Genomic DNA, 22,555 nt, shown 5'->3' on the forward strand with positions numbered 1-22,555 from the left:
TGATGGAAAATACGCCCTGGACGTCGTCCGCTCATCCCCCGACGAGTAGGCTCTTGGTTCGCGATGTTAGCAGCCATATCGGCCTTTTGCGCAAAGTCTGAAGCCTCCTTGAGCAGAATGTGATGCAAAGCAAAATCCTGCGACGATATGACTGAAATTCATAGGTTTATCTGACGTTCGTCGTCACGAAATCGTGACGAAAGGTCCACAACCATGGGTCGTCCTGGTGGCACCTGCGCCGCGGGCCCAAAAGAGCGAGAAAGCCATGGCTAAGACATCACGATCCGGGGCGTGGTTGTGGGTGACGGGGCTGGTTTTCATCGTGCTGGGTCTGGTATTGGCCGTGGGCGGAGGCTGGCTGGTGAGCCTTGGCGGCTCCTGGTATTACCTGATTATCGGCCTGGCCTTAATCGTCGACGGCTATTTGTTAATTGGTGCTCGTCGGGCAGCTTTATGGCTTTACGCATTGATATTGCTGGGAACGGCTATCTGGTCGGTCCTCGAGGTGCGCTTCGACTGGTGGCAGCTGGTGCCCCGTATGGCGGTCTGGTTTGTGCTGGGGCTCTGGCTGGTGATGCCCTGGATCAGCCGGCGTCTGGTCGTGGGCGATCCCCATGGGCAGAGGAGAACCTGGCCGGTCTGGCTGGCCCTGGTCGTGAGCCTGGTGGTCGGTGTGGTGGGCTATTTCACGGACTACCACACCCTGGCCGGCAGCGTGCCGGAGGCCAACATGGCGGCGTTGGGGACGGACGGCTCGGGCGTCCCGCCAGGCGAATGGGTGGCCTATGGCCGTTCGGGACTTGGCCAGCGTTATGCCCCTGCCGCCCAGATCACGCCGGCGAACGTCGGTCAGCTGAAAGAGGCCTGGACCTTTCATACCCGGGACTTCAGGGGGCCGACCGACCCGTTCGAGATCGCCAACGAGGTCACTCCGCTCAAGGCGAACGGCAAGCTGTATATCTGCACGGCGCATAACATCGTGATCGCGCTCGACCCGGACACCGGCAAAGAGCTGTGGCGGTTCGATCCGAAGATTAATCGCGACGCGAAGACCTACCAGCACATGATCTGCCGTGGCGTTGCCTACTACGACTCCGGCAGCTATGCCGCCGCCGCACCGGCGACCGCGGCCAGTGTGGCGACAAAACCCGCTGCATCCGGCGCACCGGACAAGCCGGTGATGGCAACCCGGGGCGCCGTGCCTGCCGATGCGATCCATTTCGATAGCTGCCCGCGACGCATCTTTGCGCCGACCGCCGATGCGACCATCGTGTCGATCAATGCCGACAACGGCCAGCTGTGCACCGACTTCGGCGACAAAGGTGTGATCGGCCTGTATCAGGGCATGTCGATGACGCAACGCGGCTTTCTCAATCCGACCTCGCCGCCGGTGGTGACGCAGCATGTGCTGATCGTGTCGGCCGCCGTGACCGACAACGACTCCACGCACGAGCCTTCCGGCGTGATTCGCGGCTACGACATCGACTCGGGCCGCTTGTTGTGGAACTGGGATTCGGCCAACCCCGACGAAACCGCGCCGCTGGCGCCAGGCCAGTTCTATAAACACAACTCGCCCAATTCCTGGAGCGTCTCCAGCGTCGATGAAAAACTCGGCATGGTGTACATCCCGATGGGCAACCAGACGCCGGACATGTGGGGTGGCAATCGCTATCCGGAAGGCGAGAAATTCAACAGCTCGATCGTTGCGCTCGATATCGCCACCGGCAAACTGCGTTGGGTGTTTCAGACCGTGCACCATGATCTGTGGGACATGGACGTCGGTGGACAACCCAACCTGATGGATCTGGATACGCCACAAGGCAAGGTGCCGGTAGTGATCGCTTCGACCAAGCGCGCCGACATCTACGTGATCGATCGACGCGACGGCAAGCTGGTGGTGCCCGCACCCGAACAACCGGTGCCGCAGGGTGCCGCCGAAGGCGATTACAGTGCACCGACGCAGCCTTTCTCCGCGTTGTCGTTCAAGCCGGAGCGGCGGCTGCGCGAGAGCGACATGTGGGGAACCAATCCGTTCGATCAGCTGATGTGTCGCATCCTGTTCAAGCAGCTGCGCTACGACGGCATCTTTACGCCACCGTCGGAGCAGGGGTCGCTGATCTATCCAGGCAACTACGGCGTGTTCGATTGGGGTGGCGTCGCGGTCGATCCGGTGCGCCAGGTGCTGGTCGGCAACCCCAATTACGTAGCCTTCGTATCCAGGCTGCATCGTCGCGACACGATCGATGCCAAGGGCGGCACCGGTAGCGAGCAGGGATTGCAGCCGATGACCGGTACGCCTTTCGCGGTCGATCTGCATCCCTTGCTGTCGCCGCTGGGTATTCCCTGCCAGGCGCCGCCGTGGGGCTATGTCGCCGCTGTCGATCTGAAGACCATGCAAAAGGTGTGGATGCATCGCAATGGCACGGTCATCGACAACGCGCCGTTGCCGATCCCTTTGCCGCTGGGCGTGCCCAGCCTTGGTGGCGCCATCACGACAGGTGGCGGGGTGGTTTTCATGAGCGCCACCCTGGATTACTACTTCCGCGCCTACGACCTGCGTACCGGCAACAAGCTGTGGGAAGTGCGCCTGCCGGCCGGTGGCCAGGCGATACCGATGAGTTACGTATCGGACAAGACCGGGCGCCAGTACGTCGTGCTGATGGCCGGTGGTCACGGTTCGCTCGGCACGAAGATGGGCGATTCGTTGATCGCCTATGCCTTGCCATCGTCGGGAACGACGCAACCGGCGCCAGCCCAATCGGCACCGTGAGCAGAAGGCGGGTTCGGTGGTGAGCGGTGCAATGCGCGCGCAGGCGATGCCATGGCAGGCCGTGGTCATGGTCTGCATGGTGTTGTTATTGGTCGCCTGTGCGCCGGTAAAGCCATCGCCGTCTGTTAGTGCACCTCAGCACGAAGCGGTCGACTGGCTGGCCCAGGCACGTAGCTGGGCGACGGATGCATCGCATCAAAAACGCCCCGAATTCGCGCAGCGTGCCTGGTTGCGTTGCGCCGCCGCCGGCTATCGCGCGCTTGCCAACGATGCGGGGCAGGCGCGTGAGGCCCTGCATTGGTACAGCCTGTGCACGACGCGTCTGGTGGACGACGTGTTCGATCGCGATGCGGATGGTTGGACCTCGCGTAACTTGAGTTTCGGCGACGACACCATATCGCTCGTGATCGACGCGATGCCGGCGAGCCTGCATGGACCGTTGCAGCTGGTGCCGGCCGATAGCGTCACGATTCCCGAAAGCTTCGGCGTGCGCCACACGGTGCCAGGCGTGGGCGTGCCTTTAGTGGTAGCGGCACAGCGTTGCAGCGACAAACCGTTGTGCAAGCTCTATCCGCCAGAAGGCGTATCTCGCGCGGCGACTGCGTGGATCGATGTCGATGCACAGGACCGGCCTCGTCTGCATATCACCGATCCAGAGCATGCCCCGGATATCGTGATCGGCTCGACGACCTATCCGCTGGCGCGCGATACCACCGCGCCCTATGCCTATCTGTTCGATCAATCCAAGCTCAAGCGCCTGGCCGTATGGAACCTGATCGGCGGCAAGGAGATCGGTTTGCGGCAGGGGCTTTATCTGCTGGAGGATTACGACCCGCACAAGACGCCGATCGTGATGATTCACGGCCTGGGAGCCAGTCCGCTGATCTGGGGCAAGCTGACCAACCGCGTCCTGGGCACCCCCGAACTGCATGCGCGCTATCAGATCTGGCATGTGGTTTATCAAACCGATGCGCCGTTGCTGGTAAGCCGATTGCGGGTGCAGCAGTTTCTCGATCAGGGTTGGAAGCTGCTCGATCCTTCCGGTGCCGATCCGGCCAGGCAGCAGATGGTATTGGTCGGTCACAGCATGGGCGGCGTGATCGCTCGATTGCTCAGTGCGGACAGCGGCGATCTTTTATGGCGTACCGCGTTTACCGTGTCGCCGGAAAAAATCAAAGCGAGCGCGGACGATCTGGACATGCTCAAGCGCCTGTTCTTTTTTCATCCCTACCCGGGCGTAACGCAGGCGATATTCCTGGCCGCGCCACACCTGGGTAGTCCCGTGTCGCAACGTCTCCTCGGCCGCATCGCGGTGCTGGTGCTGAACCCCCATGGTCCTGAACTGGATGCGTTGCGGCGCATCGCCAAGAACGATCCGACGGCGGTACAAAGCAACTTGCTGGCGGTTTATCAATCGGCTGGTCTGAGCAGCGTAAGCACGATGCGCGATAACCAGCCGGTCAGTCATGCCAGTCAGTCCCTGATGCCGGCGCCGGGTATCCGTTACTACACGATTGCCGGTGATCTGCCGGGTGCCAGCGTGCGCGGCGATGGCATCGTGCCGTTGAGCAGTGCGGTCATCCCCGGTGCCGTATCGACCACGATCGTGGCATGGGGACATAAGCTTTATAACAACCCGGAAGCGATCGACAAGGTCATCGGTATCCTGAACGAGAAGCCGGTCGATCGAGAAAATCCGCCGCGTGACGCTTTGTCGCAACAGAAACCTTGAACCCTGGTCCAGGGTTTGTGGGATGATCCCGCCGACGTGCATAAGGGGCACTTGAGAACGATGTCACGCAGGGCGATCCAACGACGATGTGTGGCTTGGCTGGCTATTGCCGCCATGGCCTTGGTCGCGTTCGCTCCCGGCATTTCCCAGTACCTCGTTGCCGTCCATGCGATGACGAGTGTGGACGCGCTGTGCCCCGAACATGCGGCGCAGGCCGATCACACGCATGCCGGCCACCGCACGCCGGACATGCCGATGGGCGAGCACGGCGACGCCTGCGGCTATTGCACGTTGCTGTGTCATTCGCCGGTAACGCCCACTGTGTTTCGACTCCCGGTCATCGCCACGCAGATGCGTGCCGATGCGCCGATACGTGTTCCGGCCATCCATAGCGATAGCGCGGTCGTCCTGAGCGCGGAGCCACGCGGGCCACCTGTTTTTTCCATCGGTTGAATATTCGTGCCGCTTCGGCGGTATGTCTTTCATGATGCCTGGAGCGGCGCTCGACATGAGCGTCGCTGGTGTCGCGTTCCTGCGTCCAGGTAGCCGGCGCAGATTACCGATTGGAAAAACACGATGGATGCCCCTGATATCCGGCGCCTGGTCGCGCTGCCGTTATCGCTATTGTCTGCCTCGCTCTGGCTGGCTCATGCGGCCGATGCGCCGCCCGATCCCCAGATCACCGATCTGCGCGCCATGAAGGTGACCGCCAAGGCGCCGCAAGGCGAACCGCATTTTCCGGCTGTGCAGGTCAGTGTGCCCGCGGCGCGCATTGCCGCCACCGTCAATGCGGTCGATGTCGAGGACGCGGCCAAATACCTGCCCAGTGTGTTCATTCGCAAACGCAACTACGGTGATACTCAGCCCGTATTGGCGACGCGTACCTGGGGCGTGGGATCGAGTGCGCGTACGCTGGTCTATATCGACGACATTCCGATTTCCGCCTTGATCGCCAACAACAACACGATCGGTGCGCCTCGTTGGGGCATGGCTTCGCCCGAATCGATCGAACGCATCGATATGCTGTACGGCCCGTTTTCCGCCGAGTATGCGGGCAATTCGATGGGGGGCGTGATGCATATCGTCACGCGCATGCCGGAGAAAACCGAGGTCACGATCAAGCAGACCGAAGCCGTGCAGGATTTCGATCTCTACGGCACGCACGATCATTTTTCCACCAGCCAGACCAGTCTCACGGCGGGCGGTCGTTACGGCGACCTGGGTTGGTTTTTCTCGGCCAATGCACTCAATAGCTTCAGCCAGCCGTTGTCGTATATCACCAGCGCCGGATTTCCTGCCGGTACGGAAGGCGCCATCGCAGCGAAAAACAAACTCGGGCAAACCGCCAACGTGCTCGGTGCGGGCGGCCTGTTGCATACGCGCATGCTCGATCTCAACGGCAAACTCACCTATGACATCACGCCGCAGTGGCGCGCAACCTATATGGCCGGCTTCTGGAGCAACCACGGGCAGTCGCAGGCGCAGACGTATCTGACTGACGCCAGTGGTGCGCCAAGCTTCGGTCGCACCGCAGGCTTTGCCAGCAATATCTACGACTTGAGCGCGCATCACCTGATGCAGGCGTTCTCGCTGAAGAGCGACACGCGCGGCAACTTCGATGGCGAAGCGGTCGTAACCCACTATGCGTTCCTGAAGGATCAGCAACTTTCACCCGCGGGTGTGCTCGGTGGCACCGACCTGACGACGAACGGACGCCTTGCAAGTTACGGCGGTACCAACTGGTCGACCGTCGACCTGAAAGGTTATTGGCGCCCGCAAGGTTACGGTGGAGGCCAAGAGGTTTCCTTCGGCGCGCATGGCGATCGCTACGAGCTGGTCAATCCGACGCGCAACCTGAGCGATCGTGACGATGCCGCAACCGCGACGACGCTGTTCTCGGCGGGCAGCGGCAAGACCACCACACAAGCAGTGTGGATCGCCGACAATTGGCAATTTGCGCCCGCATGGTTGTTGACGGTCGGTGGTCGCTACGAGTGGTGGAAGGCCAGCGATGGTTTCAACTTCAGCGGCGGCAAGGCGGTGCAGCAGCCAGTCGAGAAGAGCGACGGGTTCTCGCCAAAGGCAACGCTGCAATGGCAACTGGATCCGAGTTGGCGCATCACCGGGTCGCTGGCGCGCGCCATTCGTTTTCCCACGGTGAGCGAGCTGTATCAGCTGGTGTCGACCGGCTCGACGTTTACCTCGCCCAATCCCGATCTGAAGCCGGAAAAAGTGCGGAGCGGCGAACTGGCGATCGAACATGGGCTGTCGCAAGGGCTGTTGCGGTTGTCGCTGTTCCAGGAGAACACCAAGGATGCCTTGATCGCGCAGACTGCATTTCTGCCGAATGTAGCGGCTCCAGTCAACTTCACCACCAATGTCGGCGAGGTGCGCAACCGTGGTGTCGAGCTGGTGGCCGAACAGCGCGATGCGTTGATCCATGGGTTGGAGTTGTCCGGTAGCGTTACCTTTGTCGACTCGACCATTCTTTCCAACGACAGCTTTGCCAGCACCACCGGTACTACGTCGACCGGCAAGCATGCGCCGAATGTTCCGCGCTGGCGTGCCACGGCGGTGGCAACCTATCGTCCGGATGATGCATGGGCCTTGACCGTGGCTGGTCGTTACAGCGGAAAGCAGTATTCAACGCTCGATAACACCGACAACACGCCGCATGTGTTTGGTGCATTCGACAGCTTTACCGTGTTCGATGCGCGCGTGCAGTACCGCATCAACGAGCATCTGACCGCATCGGTTGGCGTGGATAACTTCACCAACGAGAAGTACTTTCTGTTTCACCCGTTTCCGCAGCGGACGTATGTGGCGGATATGGAGTTGAAGCTTTAGGCTCGCTTCGCATCGCCTCTTGTTGCCCCTTACCCCAACCCTCTCCCCCGGCAGAGCCAGGGGAGAGGGGGCACTCTGGGGCAAGCTTTCAACGCTGCGCGCTTTTGCTCCCTCTCCCCTGGCTCTGCCGGGGGAGAGGGTTGGGGTGAGGGGGGCTCTAAGCCCCTCAAGGCGACAACTCTTCCAATACCCGCCCCTTGGTCTCGGTAGCAAATAGCGCGCACGTCACGGCACCGACAATCGCCACCACGGCAAAACTCAGAAACACCGTATGTACCCCCGACTCGGCCACCACAAAGCCGATCAACGCCGGTCCAGCCATCGAGCCCGCGCGCAGCCATGCACTACCGATACCGGCCCCCACCGCACGCATGCGCGTCGGATAAAGCTCGGCCGAATACAGATACAGCGAATAGGTGATCGTCTGGATGATCGCGTAAGCGCAAGTGGCGAATACCAGCACCTGGATGGCGGTGCTGGCACCGATGATCGACAACACGCCCAGAGGAATGACGGCCAGCCCGAACGCACCGATATACCAGGGCCGCCGCCCCACCTTGTCGATCGAGATAGCGCACACAAAGGAGACGACAACCGCCACAGTGGTCATGATCAGCCCATACAGCAGGCTCGTTCGCAACGGAATATTGAATACGGTGCGATAAAGCGTCGGCAGCCAGGTCGCCAGACCGTTATTGATCAGGTACGAACAGAACCACAGCACCCAAAGCGTCAGGGTGCGTTTGCGGTAGATGCCGGAAAACAGATCACGCCAGGAGCCACGTTCGAACGATGCCACGATGCCTGTGGCGCGTATCGGTGGCGGTAGCTCGATACCGCGATCGGTGACGTCTTTTTCTAGGCGGGAGATCACATCTTCCGCTTCGGGAATGCGCCCATGCGTGAGCAGCCAGCGCGGTGACTCCGGCAGGAAGAAGCGCAGCGGCACGGTTAATACCACCGGCACCACGCCGATCCAGAACATCATCTGCCAGCCGAACCGAGGCACCAGTTCATAGCCGATCAACGCGGCAAATACCAAGCCGACCAGGAACAGCAATTCGTAGAGCAGGAAAAAACGCCCGCGACTGCGTGCGCCGACGAATTCGTTGACATAGGCGCTGGCCACCGGCACTTCACCGCCGGTACCGATGCCCTGGATAAAACGGAACACGATCAACGACGTCGCATTCCAGGAAAAGATGCAGGCCACGCTCATGATCGCGAAGATACTGACCGTGATCGTCAGCGTGCGCAGGCGTCCGATGCGTTCGGCCAACCAGCCGAAGAACAGCGCGCCGATCAGTTGCCCCAGATAGCCCGAAGAAATCACCAATCCCACTTTGGACGGAGGCAGCTGCCACAGCTTGGCGAGCACCGGCATCGCATAGGCAATCGCGAGCGTCGTGTAGCCGTCGAAGAACGTTGCCGAGCCCACCACCATGCGTGCCCATACCAGCGGGCGCGATACCGGCAGCCGTTCCAACCGGGCTACGATCCCGGCGGCCGAGCGGTCCACGTCCGCGTTTTCTTTGATCGTCATGCGTATCTCCACCAAAACCATCCCGGCACGGGCAGCCACGAGCGGCCGCATTGGCGCCTGTCTGAGCGTTTGCTAGGCTTGGGACGCGGATGGCGCGCCAACGCCATCCGTATCCTTGGAGCTTCAACGAGTGTCTGAGGGGCCGTCGGCGTGTGCGGTCGGAAAAATCGTCACGCCGATGGCTTTCATGCCGCTGCCTGCGACTTCAGGAAGCCGGCGCCTTTCACCGCCGCTTCGATCGCCTGCAACGCGGCACCTTCCGGAAGACGTGTCGGCGGCTGCACGGTGGCCGATTTCAGGATGCCGGCGAACGACATCGCCACCTTCATGCGGGCATGTGCATCGCCGGTCGGCTCGCCGCCGCCGTAGACCACATCCTTGAGTGGATTGATCTGTGCCTGGATCGCCTGCGCGGTCTTCAGGTCGCCCGCCTGCACGGCGGCGTAGAGGTCGATGATCTTCTGCGGAATGAACGAGGCAAAACCGACCAGTGCGCCGTCGACACCCTGGATCATCGAGGCCAGCAGGTATTCGTCGTGGCAGGTGAGGATGGTGACGCTCGGGTCGGCCTCGCGAATGGTGCGGATATCGCGGGCGTACTTGTTCATATCGCGCGTGCCGATCTTCATGCACTTCACATGCGGCAGCTTGGCCAGCGCGGCCAGTGTCTCGAAGGAGTACGACGCGCGCGTCCAGGCCGGATAGATGTGCACGATGATGTCGAGCCCGGAGCCTTCGCCCACGGCGCGGAAATAGTCGACCACGTTATCGGGCTGCTGCATGCCAAAGCGCAGCCAGCCGTGTGGCGGCATCAACAGGATCGCGCTGGCGCCGGCATCGCGCGCCATCTTGGCATGCTCGACCGCTTCGGTAATGCCTTCGCAGCACACGCCCGACACCACCGGCACTTTGCCCTTGGCTTCTTCGGCGACGATGCGTGTGACGCGTGCGCGCCGCTCGGCGGTAAGTGCGAATACTTCGCCGGTGTGGCCATTGGTCACCAGGCCGCCGATGCCCTGATGCGACACCAGCCATTGCGCAAAGCGGCGCAGTTCCGCCTCGTCGATCGACAGGTCGGATTGGAAAGGAACCTGCAGGGCAGGGAGGATGCCCTTGTAAACCTGACTCATGATGTGACTCCGTTGTTTCGGGGAGGAAATAAACTCAAAAACTGGTACTGCCACTTGCTTCCAGTGCACGGGCGATCTGCTTGGCCGCCGCGCGCACGGGTTCGAGCGCTGATGTCTCGAATTCTTCGATGGTGGCCCGCACCGCCGGTGCGGCCACGCTGATCGCGCCGACGGGGTGCCCATCCACATCGAGCACCGGGACAGCGATGATGCGCAGCCCTTCGGTCAAGGTGGACGGTGCCAGCGCGTAGCCCTTCTTGCGGATCTTGCGCAGCGCTGGCATCACATCGGCCACGCTGCGTTTGTCCTGGTAGCTATGCGTGCGATTGGCGTCGGCGATGACGATGCGCTTCATGTCCGGCTCGGAGAGAAAGGCCAGCATGCTCTGGCCGATCGCGCTGATATGCGCGGGAAGCGTCGAGCCGACGCGAATGTCGACACCGAGGCGGATGGCGCCGGCGCGCACGCGTTCGATGTAGAGCACGTCGGGCCCTTCCAGTACCGCGAAGCTTGCCGCTTCGCCCAAGTGCCCGACCAGGTCGCGCAGGTAGGGGCGCACGATCGCGCGCATGTCCTGGTGGGCGAGTGCATTGAAGCCGAGGTCCAGCACTTTCAGCGTCAGACGGAAACGCTTGGTCTCGGGAATCTTCACCACATAGCCGAGGCTCACGAGGGTGGCGAGCATGCGGTGGGCGGTGCCCGGATCGAGGCCGGCGGCCAAGCCGACTTCGCTCATCGTCAGCTCGGGCGTCTCGGCGGTGAAGGCTTCGAGGACGCGAAAGCCCTTGGCCAGCGACTGCACCGTGCTGCGCATGTCAGGCGCAGCCAGACCGGTGCCGGCAACGCGGGTGGGGGCGTTGCTGTTCTGTGCTTTCTCGATCGGCTTGACCATGGTCGCCTCTTCTGTAAACTTCGGAATGCGAAAAAGTTTTCGTATTTCGAAATTAGAATCTGCCCCCATGCTGTGCCGATCAAGTTGCGGCGCAGCAATGTGCTTTGTGGCTGTGTTTGGCTACATGGGGAAAACAGCGGCGCATGCGATGGCGCGGTGAAAAGCCCCCCTCACCCCAACCCTCTCCCCCGGCAAGCAAGGGGAGAGGGGGCACACTGGGACAAGCTTTCAACACTGCGCGCTTTTGCTCTCTCTCCCCTGGCTTGCCGGGGAGAGGTTTGGGGTGAGGGGGCTCTTGAAGCGCCCTTACTTAGCCACAGGCATCGTAAATTCCGCACCCTTGCCGATCGAATCCGGCCACCGCTGCATGATGCTCTTGTAGCGCGTATAGAACCGCACACCTTCATCGCCATAGGCATGATGATCGCCAAACAGCGAACGCTTCCAGCCGCCGAACGAATGCCATGCCATCGGCACAGGAATAGGTACGTTGATGCCGACCATGCCCGCATGCACCTGACGACCAAAGGCACGTGCCGTGGCACCGTCGGACGTGAAACAGGCAGCGCCGTTGCCGAACTCGTGTCGATTGATCAGCTCCACCGCCGACTTCAGATCAGCGACGCGCACCACGGCCAGCACCGGCCCGAAGATCTCCTCACGATAGATTTTCATCGCAGGCGTGACGTGATCGAACAAGCTCGCACCCAGGAAAAACCCCTCGCCATGCGTTACCGAGTGCTCGCGGCCGTCAACTACCAGCTGCGCACCTTCCGCGACGCCTGCTTCGATATAGCCGGCTACCTTGTTGCGATGGGCAGCGGTCACCAGAGGGCCCATCTCGACGTCCTTGCGCATGCCATCGCCGATGGAGAGTGTTTTGGCTCGTTCGCGCAGCAACGGCACCAGTTCGTCGCCGATATCGCCGACAGCCACGGCCACCGAAATCGCCATGCAGCGTTCGCCGGCCGAACCATAGGCGGCGCCGACCAGCGCATCGACGACTTGCTCCAGATCCGCATCGGGCATCACGACCAGATGGTTCTTGGCGCCACCCAAGGCTTGCACGCGCTTGCCACGGCGGCTGGCTTCGGTATGGATGTATTCGGCAATCGGTGTCGATCCGACAAATGACAGCGCCGAGACGTCCGGATGCTCGATCAAGGCGTCGACTGCGACCTTGTCGCCATGCACGACATTGAAGACACCTGCCGGCAACCCGGCCTCGGCCAGCAGTTCCGCCAGGCGCACCGACGGCGCGGGGTCGCGTTCGGACGGCTTCAACACGAACGTGTTGCCGCAGGCGAGGGCGACGGGGAACATCCACATCGGCACCATTACGGGGAAATTGAAGGGCGTTATGCCAGCGACTACGCCCAATGGCTGGCGCAGATTCCAGTTGTCGATGCCGCCGCCGACGGCATCGGAGTGATCGCCCTTGAGATGGCTGGTGATGCCGCAGGCGAACTCCACCACTTCGATGCCGCGCGTCACTTCGCCCTGTGCATCGGAAAAGATCTTGCCGTGCTGACGCGTAATCAGCGCTGCCAGTTCGTCGCGATGTTGCTCGAGCAATTCCTTGTAGCGGAACATGATGCGCGAGCGTCGTAGTGCGGATGTATCTGCCCAGGCGGGAAAGGCGGCTAACGCGGCCTGCACGGCCTGGTCGACTTCCGCGGCGGTTGCCAGCGGCACCTGCATGTCGATGTGGCCGGTGGCGGGATGATAGACGGGCGCGGTGCGGCCCAAGGTGCCGGCGACACGCTTGCCGCCGATGTAATGCTCCAGCTCCGCGTTGTTCGCGGTGGCTGTGGAATGCGCGTTCATCGTCGATGCCTCGTCAATTGAGCCGCTTGGGCTGTCCGGAGTTGTCGTACCAGTCGTTGGTGACGCCGCTGGTGTTGATGGTGACGGCGCGCGGCTCGGAGAACTGGTCGAACGATTCGACTCCCGTCTCGCGGCCGGTGCCGGAGTTCTTGAAGCCGCCCCACGGCGAGGCTGGATCGAGCCGGTGGTGGTCGTTCACCCAGACCATGCCGAAGGTGAGCTTGCCGGCGACGCGGTGCGCACGCGCGACATCGTTGGTCCACACGGATGCTGCGAGACCGAACTGCGTGCCGTTGGCAATGCGCAGTGCGTCGGCTTCGTCGTCGAACGGCATGATCACGGTCACCGGGCCGAACACTTCTTCCTGGCCGATTTCCGAATGCGGATCGACGTCGTAGAACGCCGTCGCCTGCAGATAGAAACCATCGCCCGGTACCGCATTGCCGCCGGCCAGTACTTTCGCACCGTCTTCGCGCGCACGTTCGAGCATGCCAAGAATGCGATCGCGCGAGCGGGCTGAAATCACCGGTCCCAACTGCGTGGATGCATCGGCGGGATCGCCCACGCGAATGCTTTCCACCTTGCCGCGGAAACGCTCGAGGAATGCGTCGTAGACCGAGCGCTGCACCAGGATGCGTGCGCCGCAGACGCAGGTCTGGCCGGCGCCGATAAAGGCCGCGAACGCAGCGCCATTGACCGCGCGCTCTATATCGAAGTCGTCGAAAATGATCACCGCGCCCTTGCCGCCGAGCTCCAGCGTGGTCATCGCAAAATGCTGTGCGGCAGCTGCGCCGATCTCGCGGCCGACCGCGGTGCCGCCGGTGAAGACGATCTTGGCGACATCCGGGTGTTTTGCCAGCGCCGCGCCCGCATCGCGCCCTTCGCCGTTGATCAGGTTGACCACGCCATCGGGTACGCCCGCTTCCTTGAGCAAACGCACCAGCAGCAAGCTGGTAATCGGCGTTTGTTCGGACGGTTTGATCACCACGGTATTACCCGTGGCCAACGCGGGCGCCAGGCTCTTGGACAGAATCATCAAGGGATGATTGAACGAAGTCATCAGCGCACACACGCCCAGCGGAACGCGTTGCGTGTACACCAGATATGGCCCTTCGACGGGAATCACATCGCTGCGGCGGGTCAGCGCCAACGCGGCAAAATAGCGGTAGAACTGCGGCAAGCGCGAGATCTGCGCGCGCGTTTCCGCGACGGGGCGGCCGTTGTTGAGTGTTTCCAGGCGATAGAAGTCCTCGATGTTCGCCTCGAACAGATCGGCGAAACGATTGAGAATACGCGCACGCTCGTGGACGGACAGCCCGCTCCACACATCGCTGTCGAACGCACGCTGCGCCGCCTCGACAGCGCGGTTGACGTCGGTCTCGCCGGCAGCGGCAAGTGCGCCGATGGCACGTCCCGTGGCTGGGTTGACGATATCCATCGTGCGCCCGCTGGCGGCGGGCGTTTCTTTGCCGTCGATAAACAACGGCACATCGAACGGTTCAGCAGGTTTCACGGTCATGACTTGTCTTCCGTTTTACGCGGCCGCTCGTGTTCTAAAGCGGCGGAGGGGGAGTGATATGGGTCAGCTGCGTGTCACGGGGAAATCGCGCATCGCCCGCGGCGACTTCTTCCAGGCCGCGGCCCTTGGGTTCGACGCCCCAGGCCGCCACCACCACAATCTGCAACAGCAGCAGTGAAAGCATCATCGCGAGCACGCCGGTGATGCCGTAGTGGCCGAACAGCCATACCACCGCAAAAGGCGTGAGGATGGTGGCGCCGCGGCCGAAGGTGTTGCAGATGCCGGCAGCGCGCAGGCGGATTTCGGTGGGGAAGAGCTCTGGCACGTAGATGCCGAACAGCAGCGCCACCAGCACGTACACCGGGATGACCAGCAGCAGGCCGACCAGGGTCAACAGGATCGGCTGGTCGACGAACGGATAGATCGCCCCGAACACGATCGCCATCAGCGAAGCGCTGATGATCACGCTCTTGCGACCCCAACGGTCGGCGGTGAGTGCGCCGATGCCCGAGCCAATCGGCGCGCCCAACGACATCACGAACGCGAACATGAACGACTTGGCGATATCCATGCCCTGGCTGACAAAGAACGTCGGCAACCAGGTGACGAAGCCGTAGAGCAGGGTGTTGATCACGATCAACACCAGGCAGCCGACCAGCAGCCGGGGAAGGATCTGCGGCGAGAACAGCGACGAGAACGCGCGCGAGAAGGTCGGTGCGACCGTGGTGGCGGGCGGTGGCAGCGGACCTTTCTCCGCGGCGACTTCCGCCTCGATCCGGTTGAGCAGTTCGTCGGCTTCGCGGTCATGCCCATTGGCGGCCAGCCAACGCGGCGATTCGGGCAACTGCTTGCGCGCATACCACACGGCGATCGCACCCAGGCCACCCAGCACGAACATCACGCGCCAGCCGAGCATTGGTACCAGCAGCAATCCGGCGAGCGCGCTGATCGGCAAGCCGGTGACCACGAACACTGCCATGATGCCCTGCAGCCTGCCGCGCGCCTGCGGCGGTACGAATTCGGTCATGGTGGCGTAGCCGACTACGTTTTCCGCGCCCAGCCCCAGGCCCATGAAAAAGCGGCACACGATCAGGAATACCATGTTCGGCGCAAACGCGGAGGCCAGCGAAGCCAGGCCGAAGATCATCAGGTTGGCCTGGTAGGTGAAACGCCGGCCGAAGCGATCACCCAGAAAGCCCGTGGCGAAGGCGCCCAGCGTCATACCCAGGAATGTCATGGAAACGAACATGGCGTTCCGCGGCAAGCTGGAGAAACCGCTTTTCAAGGTGGCGCCAAGTACCGTCGAGGCGACATAGATATCGAAGCCGTCGAAGAACATGCCGATGCCGATCAGCCACATGATGCGCCGATGAAACGCGGACATGGGCAACCGGTCCAGTCGTGCGCCTGCATTGATGGCCATGAACATGTCCTCCAGCAGCATCGAGACCGACCGGCGTGCCGGCCGGTGTCAGGATCAGGATTGATGGGCTTGCAGGCGCAGTGTTTGCACGGTGAGCAAGTCAGTAGCGTGACGGAAATTACTGTCCATCGATTGCGCCTGCGCGGCAAGGAAGTACGCCTTGCACTGGCGGGTGCCCTCGGGATCCATGGCCAGGATACGTTCGACCAATCGGTCGGCTTGCGCACGCAGCGTGTCGCGCGGGCAAACCGTAGTGATCAGGCCGATCTCCAGCGCGCGTGCCGGAGTGAAGTCGTCGGCCAGCAGGATCAGCGGAAAGATGTGCTTGGGCAGCGCGTATTGGCCGAGGTAAGCCATGATCGCCGCAGGTGGAAGGCCCTTGCGCATCTCGGGGAACGACAGCGTGGCGTGCTCGGCGACCAGGGTGAAATCACACAGTACCGCCAGGCCGATGCCGAAGCCGGCGGCGTCGCCTTGGACCTCGGCCACCGAAATCATCGCGGTTTCACGAATGGCCTGCTTGAGTGCGATCAGGCGGGCGACCTCGGTGCGGATGGCAGTGGCATCGCGGCCGGCTCGTTCGCGGCCACGGCAGAACACCTCGCCCTGGGCGCGGATACGTAGTACCTGAGCCGTGGGAGAGGCGGCTTCGGCGCGAAGGCTATGCAGCATGTCCTCGAACATCGCACCGGTGATTTCATTGCCGGACTGGGGATGGTCGAGCGTGAAGATCAGGCTGTCGCCTTCACGGGCAATGTCGACCTTCGCGGGAGAGACGTTATCCTTCATGAGCGGGCTCTCAACAAGATTGTATACACTGTATACAATCGGTTTGACGCATGCACATTGCACTGCAGCATCCGTTCCGACACGCACCACGACACGCTTCAACCAAGGGAATGCACGCCATGTCCGATCCGCTTACCGCCATCGCCGAACGCCTCCGCGCCAACCGCCGTCCCGCCAGCGGCAGCGGCGAGGCGCTGAGTGACGTCGTGGTCATTCCCGCCTTGCGCGAGGCCATTGTCAGCAACCTGCTGCCGCCGGGCGAGCGCTTGACCGAGGTGACGCTGGCCGCACGACTCAATGTGAGTCGTACCCCGGTTCGCGAAGCCTTTGCGCAGTTGGAACGCGAGGGCCTGGTCACCATCGTGCCGCGCGCCGCGGTGTTCGTTCGTGAGGTCAGCGAGCGCGACGTCGAAGAAACCTATACGGTGCGCGCAGCGCTCGAATCCCTGGCTGTCGAGTTGGCGACCAAACGTCGCTCGCCGATGGCTGCCGCGCGTCTGGACGAAGTGCTCGCGGACATGAGCGCTGCCGTTTCCCATGGGGATGCGGTGGCCTACACCGATGCGTTGGACCGTTTCTACGCCGCCATCATGGCGCTCTCCGAAAACATCACCCTGCATGCCACGCACACCACCTTGCTCGGTCCGGTACGTCGCTTGCGTCGTATCGCCATGAGTCAGCCGGGCCGCATGGAAGCTTCGCATCAGCAGTCATTGAAAATTCGCGATGCGATCGTCAACGGCGACCCCTCTGGCCCGGAGCTGATGCGCGAACAGCTCGCCAATGCCTGTCACTCGGCGATGGATGTGTTGCGCGCAGGGCATTGATGTAGTGCGGTCTTTGAGGAGCGCGCCCTCCTGCAAAACAAAGTTTCGGAAGCCGACAGCGAGTGCTTCATTAATTGATGCGTAAGAATTTGCCGTTACCGATGCGCCACGTGTTTCTTCCAATTAGAAATTAAAAGTCTTTGGTTAAGGTTGGTGTGGCGATTAAGTACTGCGTTTCTTTGTTTCGTGATTTAAAGCACAAACCATTTTTTGATAGAACGCTATCAAATTCGAGGCTTCATCTTGTGTGATTCAGCACGCTCGATAGGTCATCGAAGGCGTCATGGGGAAGTACATAAATCTGGTGGTTTTGTTGGTTGGTAATACCGTCCAAGTCTAGTCGACTCTCGTTTTTGGACGAGGGTTCGAGCGCGATTGCCATTTTGTTTCGCACGCTAAAGCGACCGGCAGATCGGTGCGCTTGAAGCCGTTGCGGGCTGGCGTATGCAATTCCATTTCTTACCTTCTTGCCGCAGTCAGACGGAGAACGACGAATGAGTGCATTAAAATGGATACGAATTCGACCCTGTTACGTCATCGCCGTGATATGCGGTGCGATGGCCGCTTTCTGTTTCCCGGCGCAAGCCCAGATCAATTCCTCGGCATCCGCGCTGGCGGCAACACCCTCGAGTCGAGTTGAGATCAATGCCGCAGCTCCACCCAAAGGTCTGGACGACTGGCGCGCATCCATGGAGTCGAATTTCAAATCCATCAGAAATGCGGCGGTCAAGGTCAACGCGGCCGCGGAGGGTTGCTATCGGGCGACCTACCCGCAGACGCAGTGGGAGAGCATTCCCTGCGTGACGGCGCCGGTGCAACCCTATGCGCCGAAGTCCCCCGGTCAGTTCTTGCACAAGGGGGCACTCAGGAGCCCGGTGCAGACCGAAACGGTCGGCAATGGCACGGATTACTCCGCAGGTATCTCAGGTGCGCGGCTGACCTTTGCGCAGGGCTCATTTGACAGCGTAAGTGGCCTGACATCGGAGAACGGCAACGGAACCGCCAACCTGTACTCGCTTCAGCTCAATGCGAGTCCATTTGCTACGTCGGTTTGCACGGCTGCGTTGGGACCCAACTGCCAGGGTTGGCAGCAATTTCTATATACCCCCGAATTCGTCGGTAGCACCGCTTACGATGTCTACATTCAGTATTGGCTCCTGTTCGTGACGCAATGCCCCGGCGGCTGGACCGTTTCGTCCGGCGGCTGTTTTAAGAACAGTTCCGCGGTTTCCGTTCCTAACGGGGTCAATGCGATAACCAACCTGAGCAACTTGACGCTGAGCGGCAGCATCGCCAGCGGTAGCGACACCGCGACCCTGGCATCGGGTACGACTATCTACAAGATGTCGGCCCCTGATAGCGTCCTGAATCTGGCAGGGGGATGGAACTACGCCGAGTTCAACATCTTTGGCGCGGGCGGCGGTAACCAGGCTACGCTCAATAGCGGGTCGACCCTGGTGGTGCGCACCACCGTGGACAACGGAAGCTTGACCGCGCCGGCGTGCCTGCTGAGCGGCGAGACCGCCGAAACCAATAACCTCAACTTGGTCAATCCCTGCTGCCCGTATGCAGGTATTGCCGCAACCGGCACATCAAGCGGTATGAGGCCTTCGATTGCATTTGTCGAGTCCAACGCCACGAGCTTTCCGATTGTCACCTGCTCAAATCGGCCGCCCTTGACCATCATAACGGTGGCCGGTGGCAACGGTCGTGGTTATTCCGGCGATGGCGGACAAGCACGCGCGGCGCAGTTGGAATACGACAACGAGGTGGCGGTGGATTCTGCCGGCAACGTTTACATTGCAGACAAGAGCAACCAGCGGGTTCGCAAGGTGAATCCCACTACCGGAATTATCACGACAGTTGCCGGAAATGGGGTGCAAGGCTATGCGGGCGATGGTGGGCTGGCCGTCAATGCAGAGTTGAACTATCCAGGAAGTATCGCGCTGGACGCCGCAGGCAATTTATACATTGCGGACGAGGGCAGCTATCACATCCGCAAGGTGTCGGCGACCACCGGTATTATCACGACGATAGCGGGTACCGGTAACTATGGCTTTTCCGGGAACGGTGGCCTTGCTACGCAGGCCGATATGGTTCCCTGGGCTATTGCAGCGGATGCTGCCGGCAATGTCTACGTGACCGATCAGACCTATCGCATTACCAAAATTACCGCGTCGACCGGCATCCTTTCGACGCTCGCCGGAAATGGCACGTCGGGCGATACCGGCGACGGTGGAGCGGCCACCAATGCCGAGGTAAGAGGTTACGGCATTGCCGTCGACGGATCGGGCAACGTCTATTTCTCGCAGATCAGCGACAACGTCGTGCGCAAGATCAACGCTTCGACGGGAGTCATCACTCAGGTCGCGGGTGTCGCCAACTGCTGCGGCATCGGTGCTCTCGGCGATGGTGGCCCGGCGCTGAGTGCCACACTCAACTTTCCCAATGGCCTGGCCGTGGATCATGCCGGCAATCTCTACATTTCGGAGTTCGGGCATTACCGTGTCCGTAGAGTTTCCGCGGCAACGGGCATCATCACCACCGTAGCCGGGAACGGCACCGCAGGTTCAACGGGCGCCGCGCCCATTGGGGATGGCGGCCCGGCCACCAATGCTGTGGTCAGTCCCAACAACGTGGCACTGGACGCCATCGGAAACATCTATGTTTCCGATGGCGAGAACTTCAGCGTGCGGGAGATCGCACCACCGATTTACTGACGCGGGTCTTCGAATGGCCGGGGGAGTCCTTTGGTATCCCCCGGCCACAATCTGCTGCGCCGCTCCTGGGGCTTTGCGTCAGGGCATTGATGGCTATGCAGGTCTGGCCTGCGCTCGCATCGGGCGAAACATGTCGCGCAGATCGTCAATGACTGCGCTCGCATTCTCGTAATACCCGAAATGGCCGCCGGTTTCGTGGGCACGCGCGTACACGGTATTGAAGAACTGCGCACGCGGGCCCGACTTGAAGATCGCGACGCGCTGCTCGGTGTTGACGCCGGGCGGATTCTCGCCTCCAAGAAAGGTTATGCCGGTAGGTGCCTCCACGACGGGTTGTCGATCATGTGACGGTGTCCAAGGATGTCGGGCCGCGTCGGCATAGGCACGCATCGACGATCCCGCCGTGCCGGTCACCCAGTAGATCATCGTGTTGGTGATCATGTGCTCCCTGGAGAACACGCGCTCCGGATCGCCATGACTGTCGCCCCACGCTCGCCAACGTTCCAGCAGCCACGCCAGGAGTCCGACGGGAGAGTCAGTCAACGCATAAGCGAGCGTCTGTGGATCGAGCACATGGACGGCGAAATGCGCGGCGAATTTCGTGCTGCCTGCGGGTGGTTTTTTGCCGGTATCCCAGGATCGCGCCGTAACATCCCACGGGCGATCGCTGTTGAACTGGTCCAGCAGCATGGGATGCATCAAGTGCACGCCATAGAGGCGCTCGGCATATTTGTGCCCCAGTTGCGAAGACACCAGGGCGCCCCAATCGCCCCCACTGGTTGCGTAGCGCGAGTAGCCGAGTACATCCGTCATCAGATGGTTCCACAAGTCCGCCGTGCGCCAGAAGTTGACGCCTGCGTGCGGCGATGGTCCGGAAAAACCGTAACCGGGAAGTGAGGGGATCACGACATCGAATGCGTCGGCCGGATCGCCGCCGTGCGCGCCGGGATCGGTGAGTGGCTCGATGACCTTATGCATGTCCCAGAACGACCACGGCCAGCCATGCGTGAGCACGAGCGGCATGGGGGAGGGGCCTTTCCCTTTGACATGCATGAAATGAACCGGCACCCCGTCCAATACCACTTTATAGTGAGGAAACGCATTGATTCGTCGTTCCACGGCGCGCCAGTCATATGCATGGCGCCAGTAGTCGACCAGGCTTTTCAGATAGGCGCGATTGACGCCATAGCTCCAGTCATCATTTCCCGGGTCGTCAGGCCATACGGTGCGATCCAGTCGCTGGGCGATATCGGCGAGTACGGCATCGTCCACCTGGACGGTAAAAGGTTCGGGTTGCTGACTCATCGAGAACAACTCCACAGGATGAAGAAACCGGTGCAATCCGCGTCGACGCTCAGGCGATGCGCATGCCCGTGAATGCGGCTACGCCAATCACGGCGAGGACGGCAATGGCCATGACGCCGAGCATCACGTCACGCGTTCGAACAAAGGCAATAGCCATCAGCAGAACGCGCAGTATCGGAAGGAGAATAAAAAGTGCGATGCCAGCCGTAATAGTGCGCGCGCAAGTGAGGGCTGACATCACATGTCCCCAACGCAGGCACTGCATGGTCAATCCGATGGCGATGGCGGCCGACCCCAGCCACGTTCCGATGGAAAGAACATTTGCCAACAGGCGTTCCAGTTTGCGCTCGCCGGGGCTGTCCATGCTCATGCTGCATCTGCCTTGAAATGAAATCCCAGGGCCGTCATGAACATTTGCGCGGCCAGCCCGATCAGCACCAGCGCGAACACCCATCGAAGCTTGTCGCTGGGTATCAGCATGAGAAGCCGCGCGCCAATCCATGCACCCATCACCGAACCGAGCGCTATCGGCCCGGCGATGGCAGGATGCATGTCGCCATGAATGAAATAGGCCACGCCGCTGGCCGTCGCCGTCACGCCGATCATGAAGTTGGAGGTGGCCGAGGAAACCTTCATCGGCAAGCGCAGTGCCGAGTCCATCGCCGGAATCTTGAGTACGCCACTGCCGATGCCCAGCATGGCGGAGATCACACCGGCGCCATACATCAATGCGAGTCCCAGATGCAGGCGTCGCACGCAATAGAACACCGGACGACCATGCGTTTGATCGGGATAGCTGGAATGAAGCCGCAACAGGCTGGCCCAGTCGGACGCCTGCGCCTGCTCGGCAGGTTGCGTTGATTCGCGTCGCCGGCTGACCATCTGCCAGGCGGAGATCAGCAAAACCACGGCAAACAATACGCACAACGATGAGGCCGGGAGCCGGTTCGCCAGCAGGACGCCCGTCAATGCGCCCGATGTGGTCGCCACTTCCAGCGTGATGGCCAAGCGTATGTTCGTAAGACGGTTTGTCAGGAAGGAGGCCGCGCTGCCGCACGAACAGGCGATGACCGATACGATGCTGGCCGCTACCGCGGTGCGGATGTCCATGCCCCCGAATACGGTAAGCAGCGGCACGATAAAAATACCGCCAGCCATGCCCAGCGTACCGCCGACAGCGCTTGCGCCGATCGCTATGGCAAGCAGCCAGAGGGTAAACCCGATGTGCAAT

16 protein-coding genes are annotated in these 22,555 nt (G+C 61.5%); 6 read left to right on the forward strand and 10 right to left on the reverse strand.

Translation table 11 applies throughout. The annotated features are described in order from the left end of the window. Positions 1–265 precede the first annotated feature (265 nt). From QMG46_RS13025 to QMG46_RS13040, 4 genes are all read left to right on the forward strand, one after another. A complete protein-coding gene (locus tag QMG46_RS13025; protein ID WP_281848257.1) occupies positions 266–2,770 on the forward strand; it encodes a membrane-bound PQQ-dependent dehydrogenase, glucose/quinate/shikimate family in 2,505 nt (834 codons plus the stop codon). A 19-nt stretch (positions 2,771–2,789) separates the two neighbouring features. Further along, on the forward strand, positions 2,790–4,502 hold the full coding sequence (locus QMG46_RS13030) for a lipase family alpha/beta hydrolase (protein ID WP_281848258.1): 1,713 nt from the start codon (positions 2,790–2,792) through the stop codon (positions 4,500–4,502). 90 nt (positions 4,503–4,592) lie between these two features. Then, a complete protein-coding gene (locus QMG46_RS13035) occupies positions 4,593–4,955 on the forward strand; it encodes a DUF2946 domain-containing protein (protein WP_281848259.1) in 363 nt (120 codons plus the stop codon). 123 nt (positions 4,956–5,078) lie between these two features. Then, positions 5,079–7,349 carry a TonB-dependent receptor gene (locus tag QMG46_RS13040; RefSeq protein ID WP_281848260.1) on the forward strand — a complete coding sequence of 757 codons (2,271 nt, stop codon included), beginning with the start codon at positions 5,079–5,081 and terminating at the stop codon, positions 7,347–7,349. Between the two features lie 166 nt (positions 7,350–7,515). Here the strand turns inward: QMG46_RS13040 and QMG46_RS13045 are convergent, their stop codons facing one another. The 7 genes from QMG46_RS13045 to QMG46_RS13075 form a co-directional block, all read right to left on the reverse strand. Further along, a complete protein-coding gene (locus QMG46_RS13045) occupies positions 7,516–8,892 on the reverse strand; it encodes an MFS transporter (protein WP_281848261.1) in 1,377 nt (458 codons plus the stop codon). A gap of 185 nt (positions 8,893–9,077) precedes the next feature. Then, positions 9,078–10,022, reverse strand: coding sequence for a dihydrodipicolinate synthase family protein (locus QMG46_RS13050; protein ID WP_281848262.1), 945 nt, complete (start codon positions 10,020–10,022; stop codon positions 9,078–9,080). Positions 10,023–10,056: 34 nt separating this feature from the next. Further along, positions 10,057–10,914 (reverse strand): IclR family transcriptional regulator, encoded by an 858-nt coding sequence (locus QMG46_RS13055; RefSeq protein WP_281848263.1) that lies wholly within the window; start codon positions 10,912–10,914, stop codon positions 10,057–10,059. A gap of 306 nt (positions 10,915–11,220) precedes the next feature. Further along, positions 11,221–12,741 carry a CoA-acylating methylmalonate-semialdehyde dehydrogenase gene (locus QMG46_RS13060; RefSeq protein ID WP_281848264.1) on the reverse strand — a complete coding sequence of 507 codons (1,521 nt, stop codon included), beginning with the start codon at positions 12,739–12,741 and terminating at the stop codon, positions 11,221–11,223. A 13-nt stretch (positions 12,742–12,754) separates the two neighbouring features. After that, positions 12,755–14,260 (reverse strand): aldehyde dehydrogenase, encoded by a 1,506-nt coding sequence (locus QMG46_RS13065; protein ID WP_281848265.1) that lies wholly within the window; start codon positions 14,258–14,260, stop codon positions 12,755–12,757. Positions 14,261–14,294: 34 nt separating this feature from the next. Then, entirely contained in the window at positions 14,295–15,683 is a 1,389-nt protein-coding gene (locus tag QMG46_RS13070) for an MFS transporter (RefSeq protein WP_281848266.1), read from the reverse strand. A gap of 54 nt (positions 15,684–15,737) precedes the next feature. Next, positions 15,738–16,472 (reverse strand): enoyl-CoA hydratase/isomerase family protein, encoded by a 735-nt coding sequence (locus tag QMG46_RS13075; RefSeq protein WP_281848267.1) that lies wholly within the window; start codon positions 16,470–16,472, stop codon positions 15,738–15,740. 119 nt (positions 16,473–16,591) lie between these two features. On the opposite strand from QMG46_RS13075, the gene QMG46_RS13080 reads away from it, so the two are divergent. Continuing rightward, the gene (locus QMG46_RS13080; RefSeq protein ID WP_281848268.1) at positions 16,592–17,299 is read left to right on the forward strand and encodes a GntR family transcriptional regulator; all 708 of its coding nucleotides are present in this window, start codon (positions 16,592–16,594) and stop codon (positions 17,297–17,299) included. Between the two features lie 494 nt (positions 17,300–17,793). After that, positions 17,794–20,019 carry an NHL domain-containing protein gene (locus tag QMG46_RS13085; protein ID WP_281848269.1) on the forward strand — a complete coding sequence of 742 codons (2,226 nt, stop codon included), beginning with the start codon at positions 17,794–17,796 and terminating at the stop codon, positions 20,017–20,019. A 93-nt stretch (positions 20,020–20,112) separates the two neighbouring features. On the opposite strand, the gene QMG46_RS13090 is transcribed toward QMG46_RS13085, so the two are convergent. The 3 genes from QMG46_RS13090 to QMG46_RS13100 are packed head-to-tail and all read right to left on the reverse strand — an operon-like array spanning position 20,113 to position 22,554. Next, on the reverse strand, positions 20,113–21,324 hold the full coding sequence (locus tag QMG46_RS13090) for an epoxide hydrolase family protein (RefSeq protein WP_281848270.1): 1,212 nt from the start codon (positions 21,322–21,324) through the stop codon (positions 20,113–20,115). A 49-nt stretch (positions 21,325–21,373) separates the two neighbouring features. Beyond that, the gene (locus QMG46_RS13095) at positions 21,374–21,694 is read right to left on the reverse strand and encodes a DUF1634 domain-containing protein (protein ID WP_281848271.1); all 321 of its coding nucleotides are present in this window, start codon (positions 21,692–21,694) and stop codon (positions 21,374–21,376) included. Beyond that, positions 21,691–22,554, reverse strand: a complete 864-nt coding sequence (locus QMG46_RS13100) for a sulfite exporter TauE/SafE family protein (RefSeq protein WP_281848272.1) — start codon at positions 22,552–22,554, stop codon at positions 21,691–21,693. The genes QMG46_RS13095 and QMG46_RS13100 overlap by 4 nt, the downstream gene beginning before the upstream one ends. Position 22,555: the final 1 nt, after the last annotated feature.

Source organism: Dyella sp. GSA-30, assembly GCF_027924605.1.
Classification (GTDB): domain Bacteria; phylum Pseudomonadota; class Gammaproteobacteria; order Xanthomonadales; family Rhodanobacteraceae; genus GSA-30.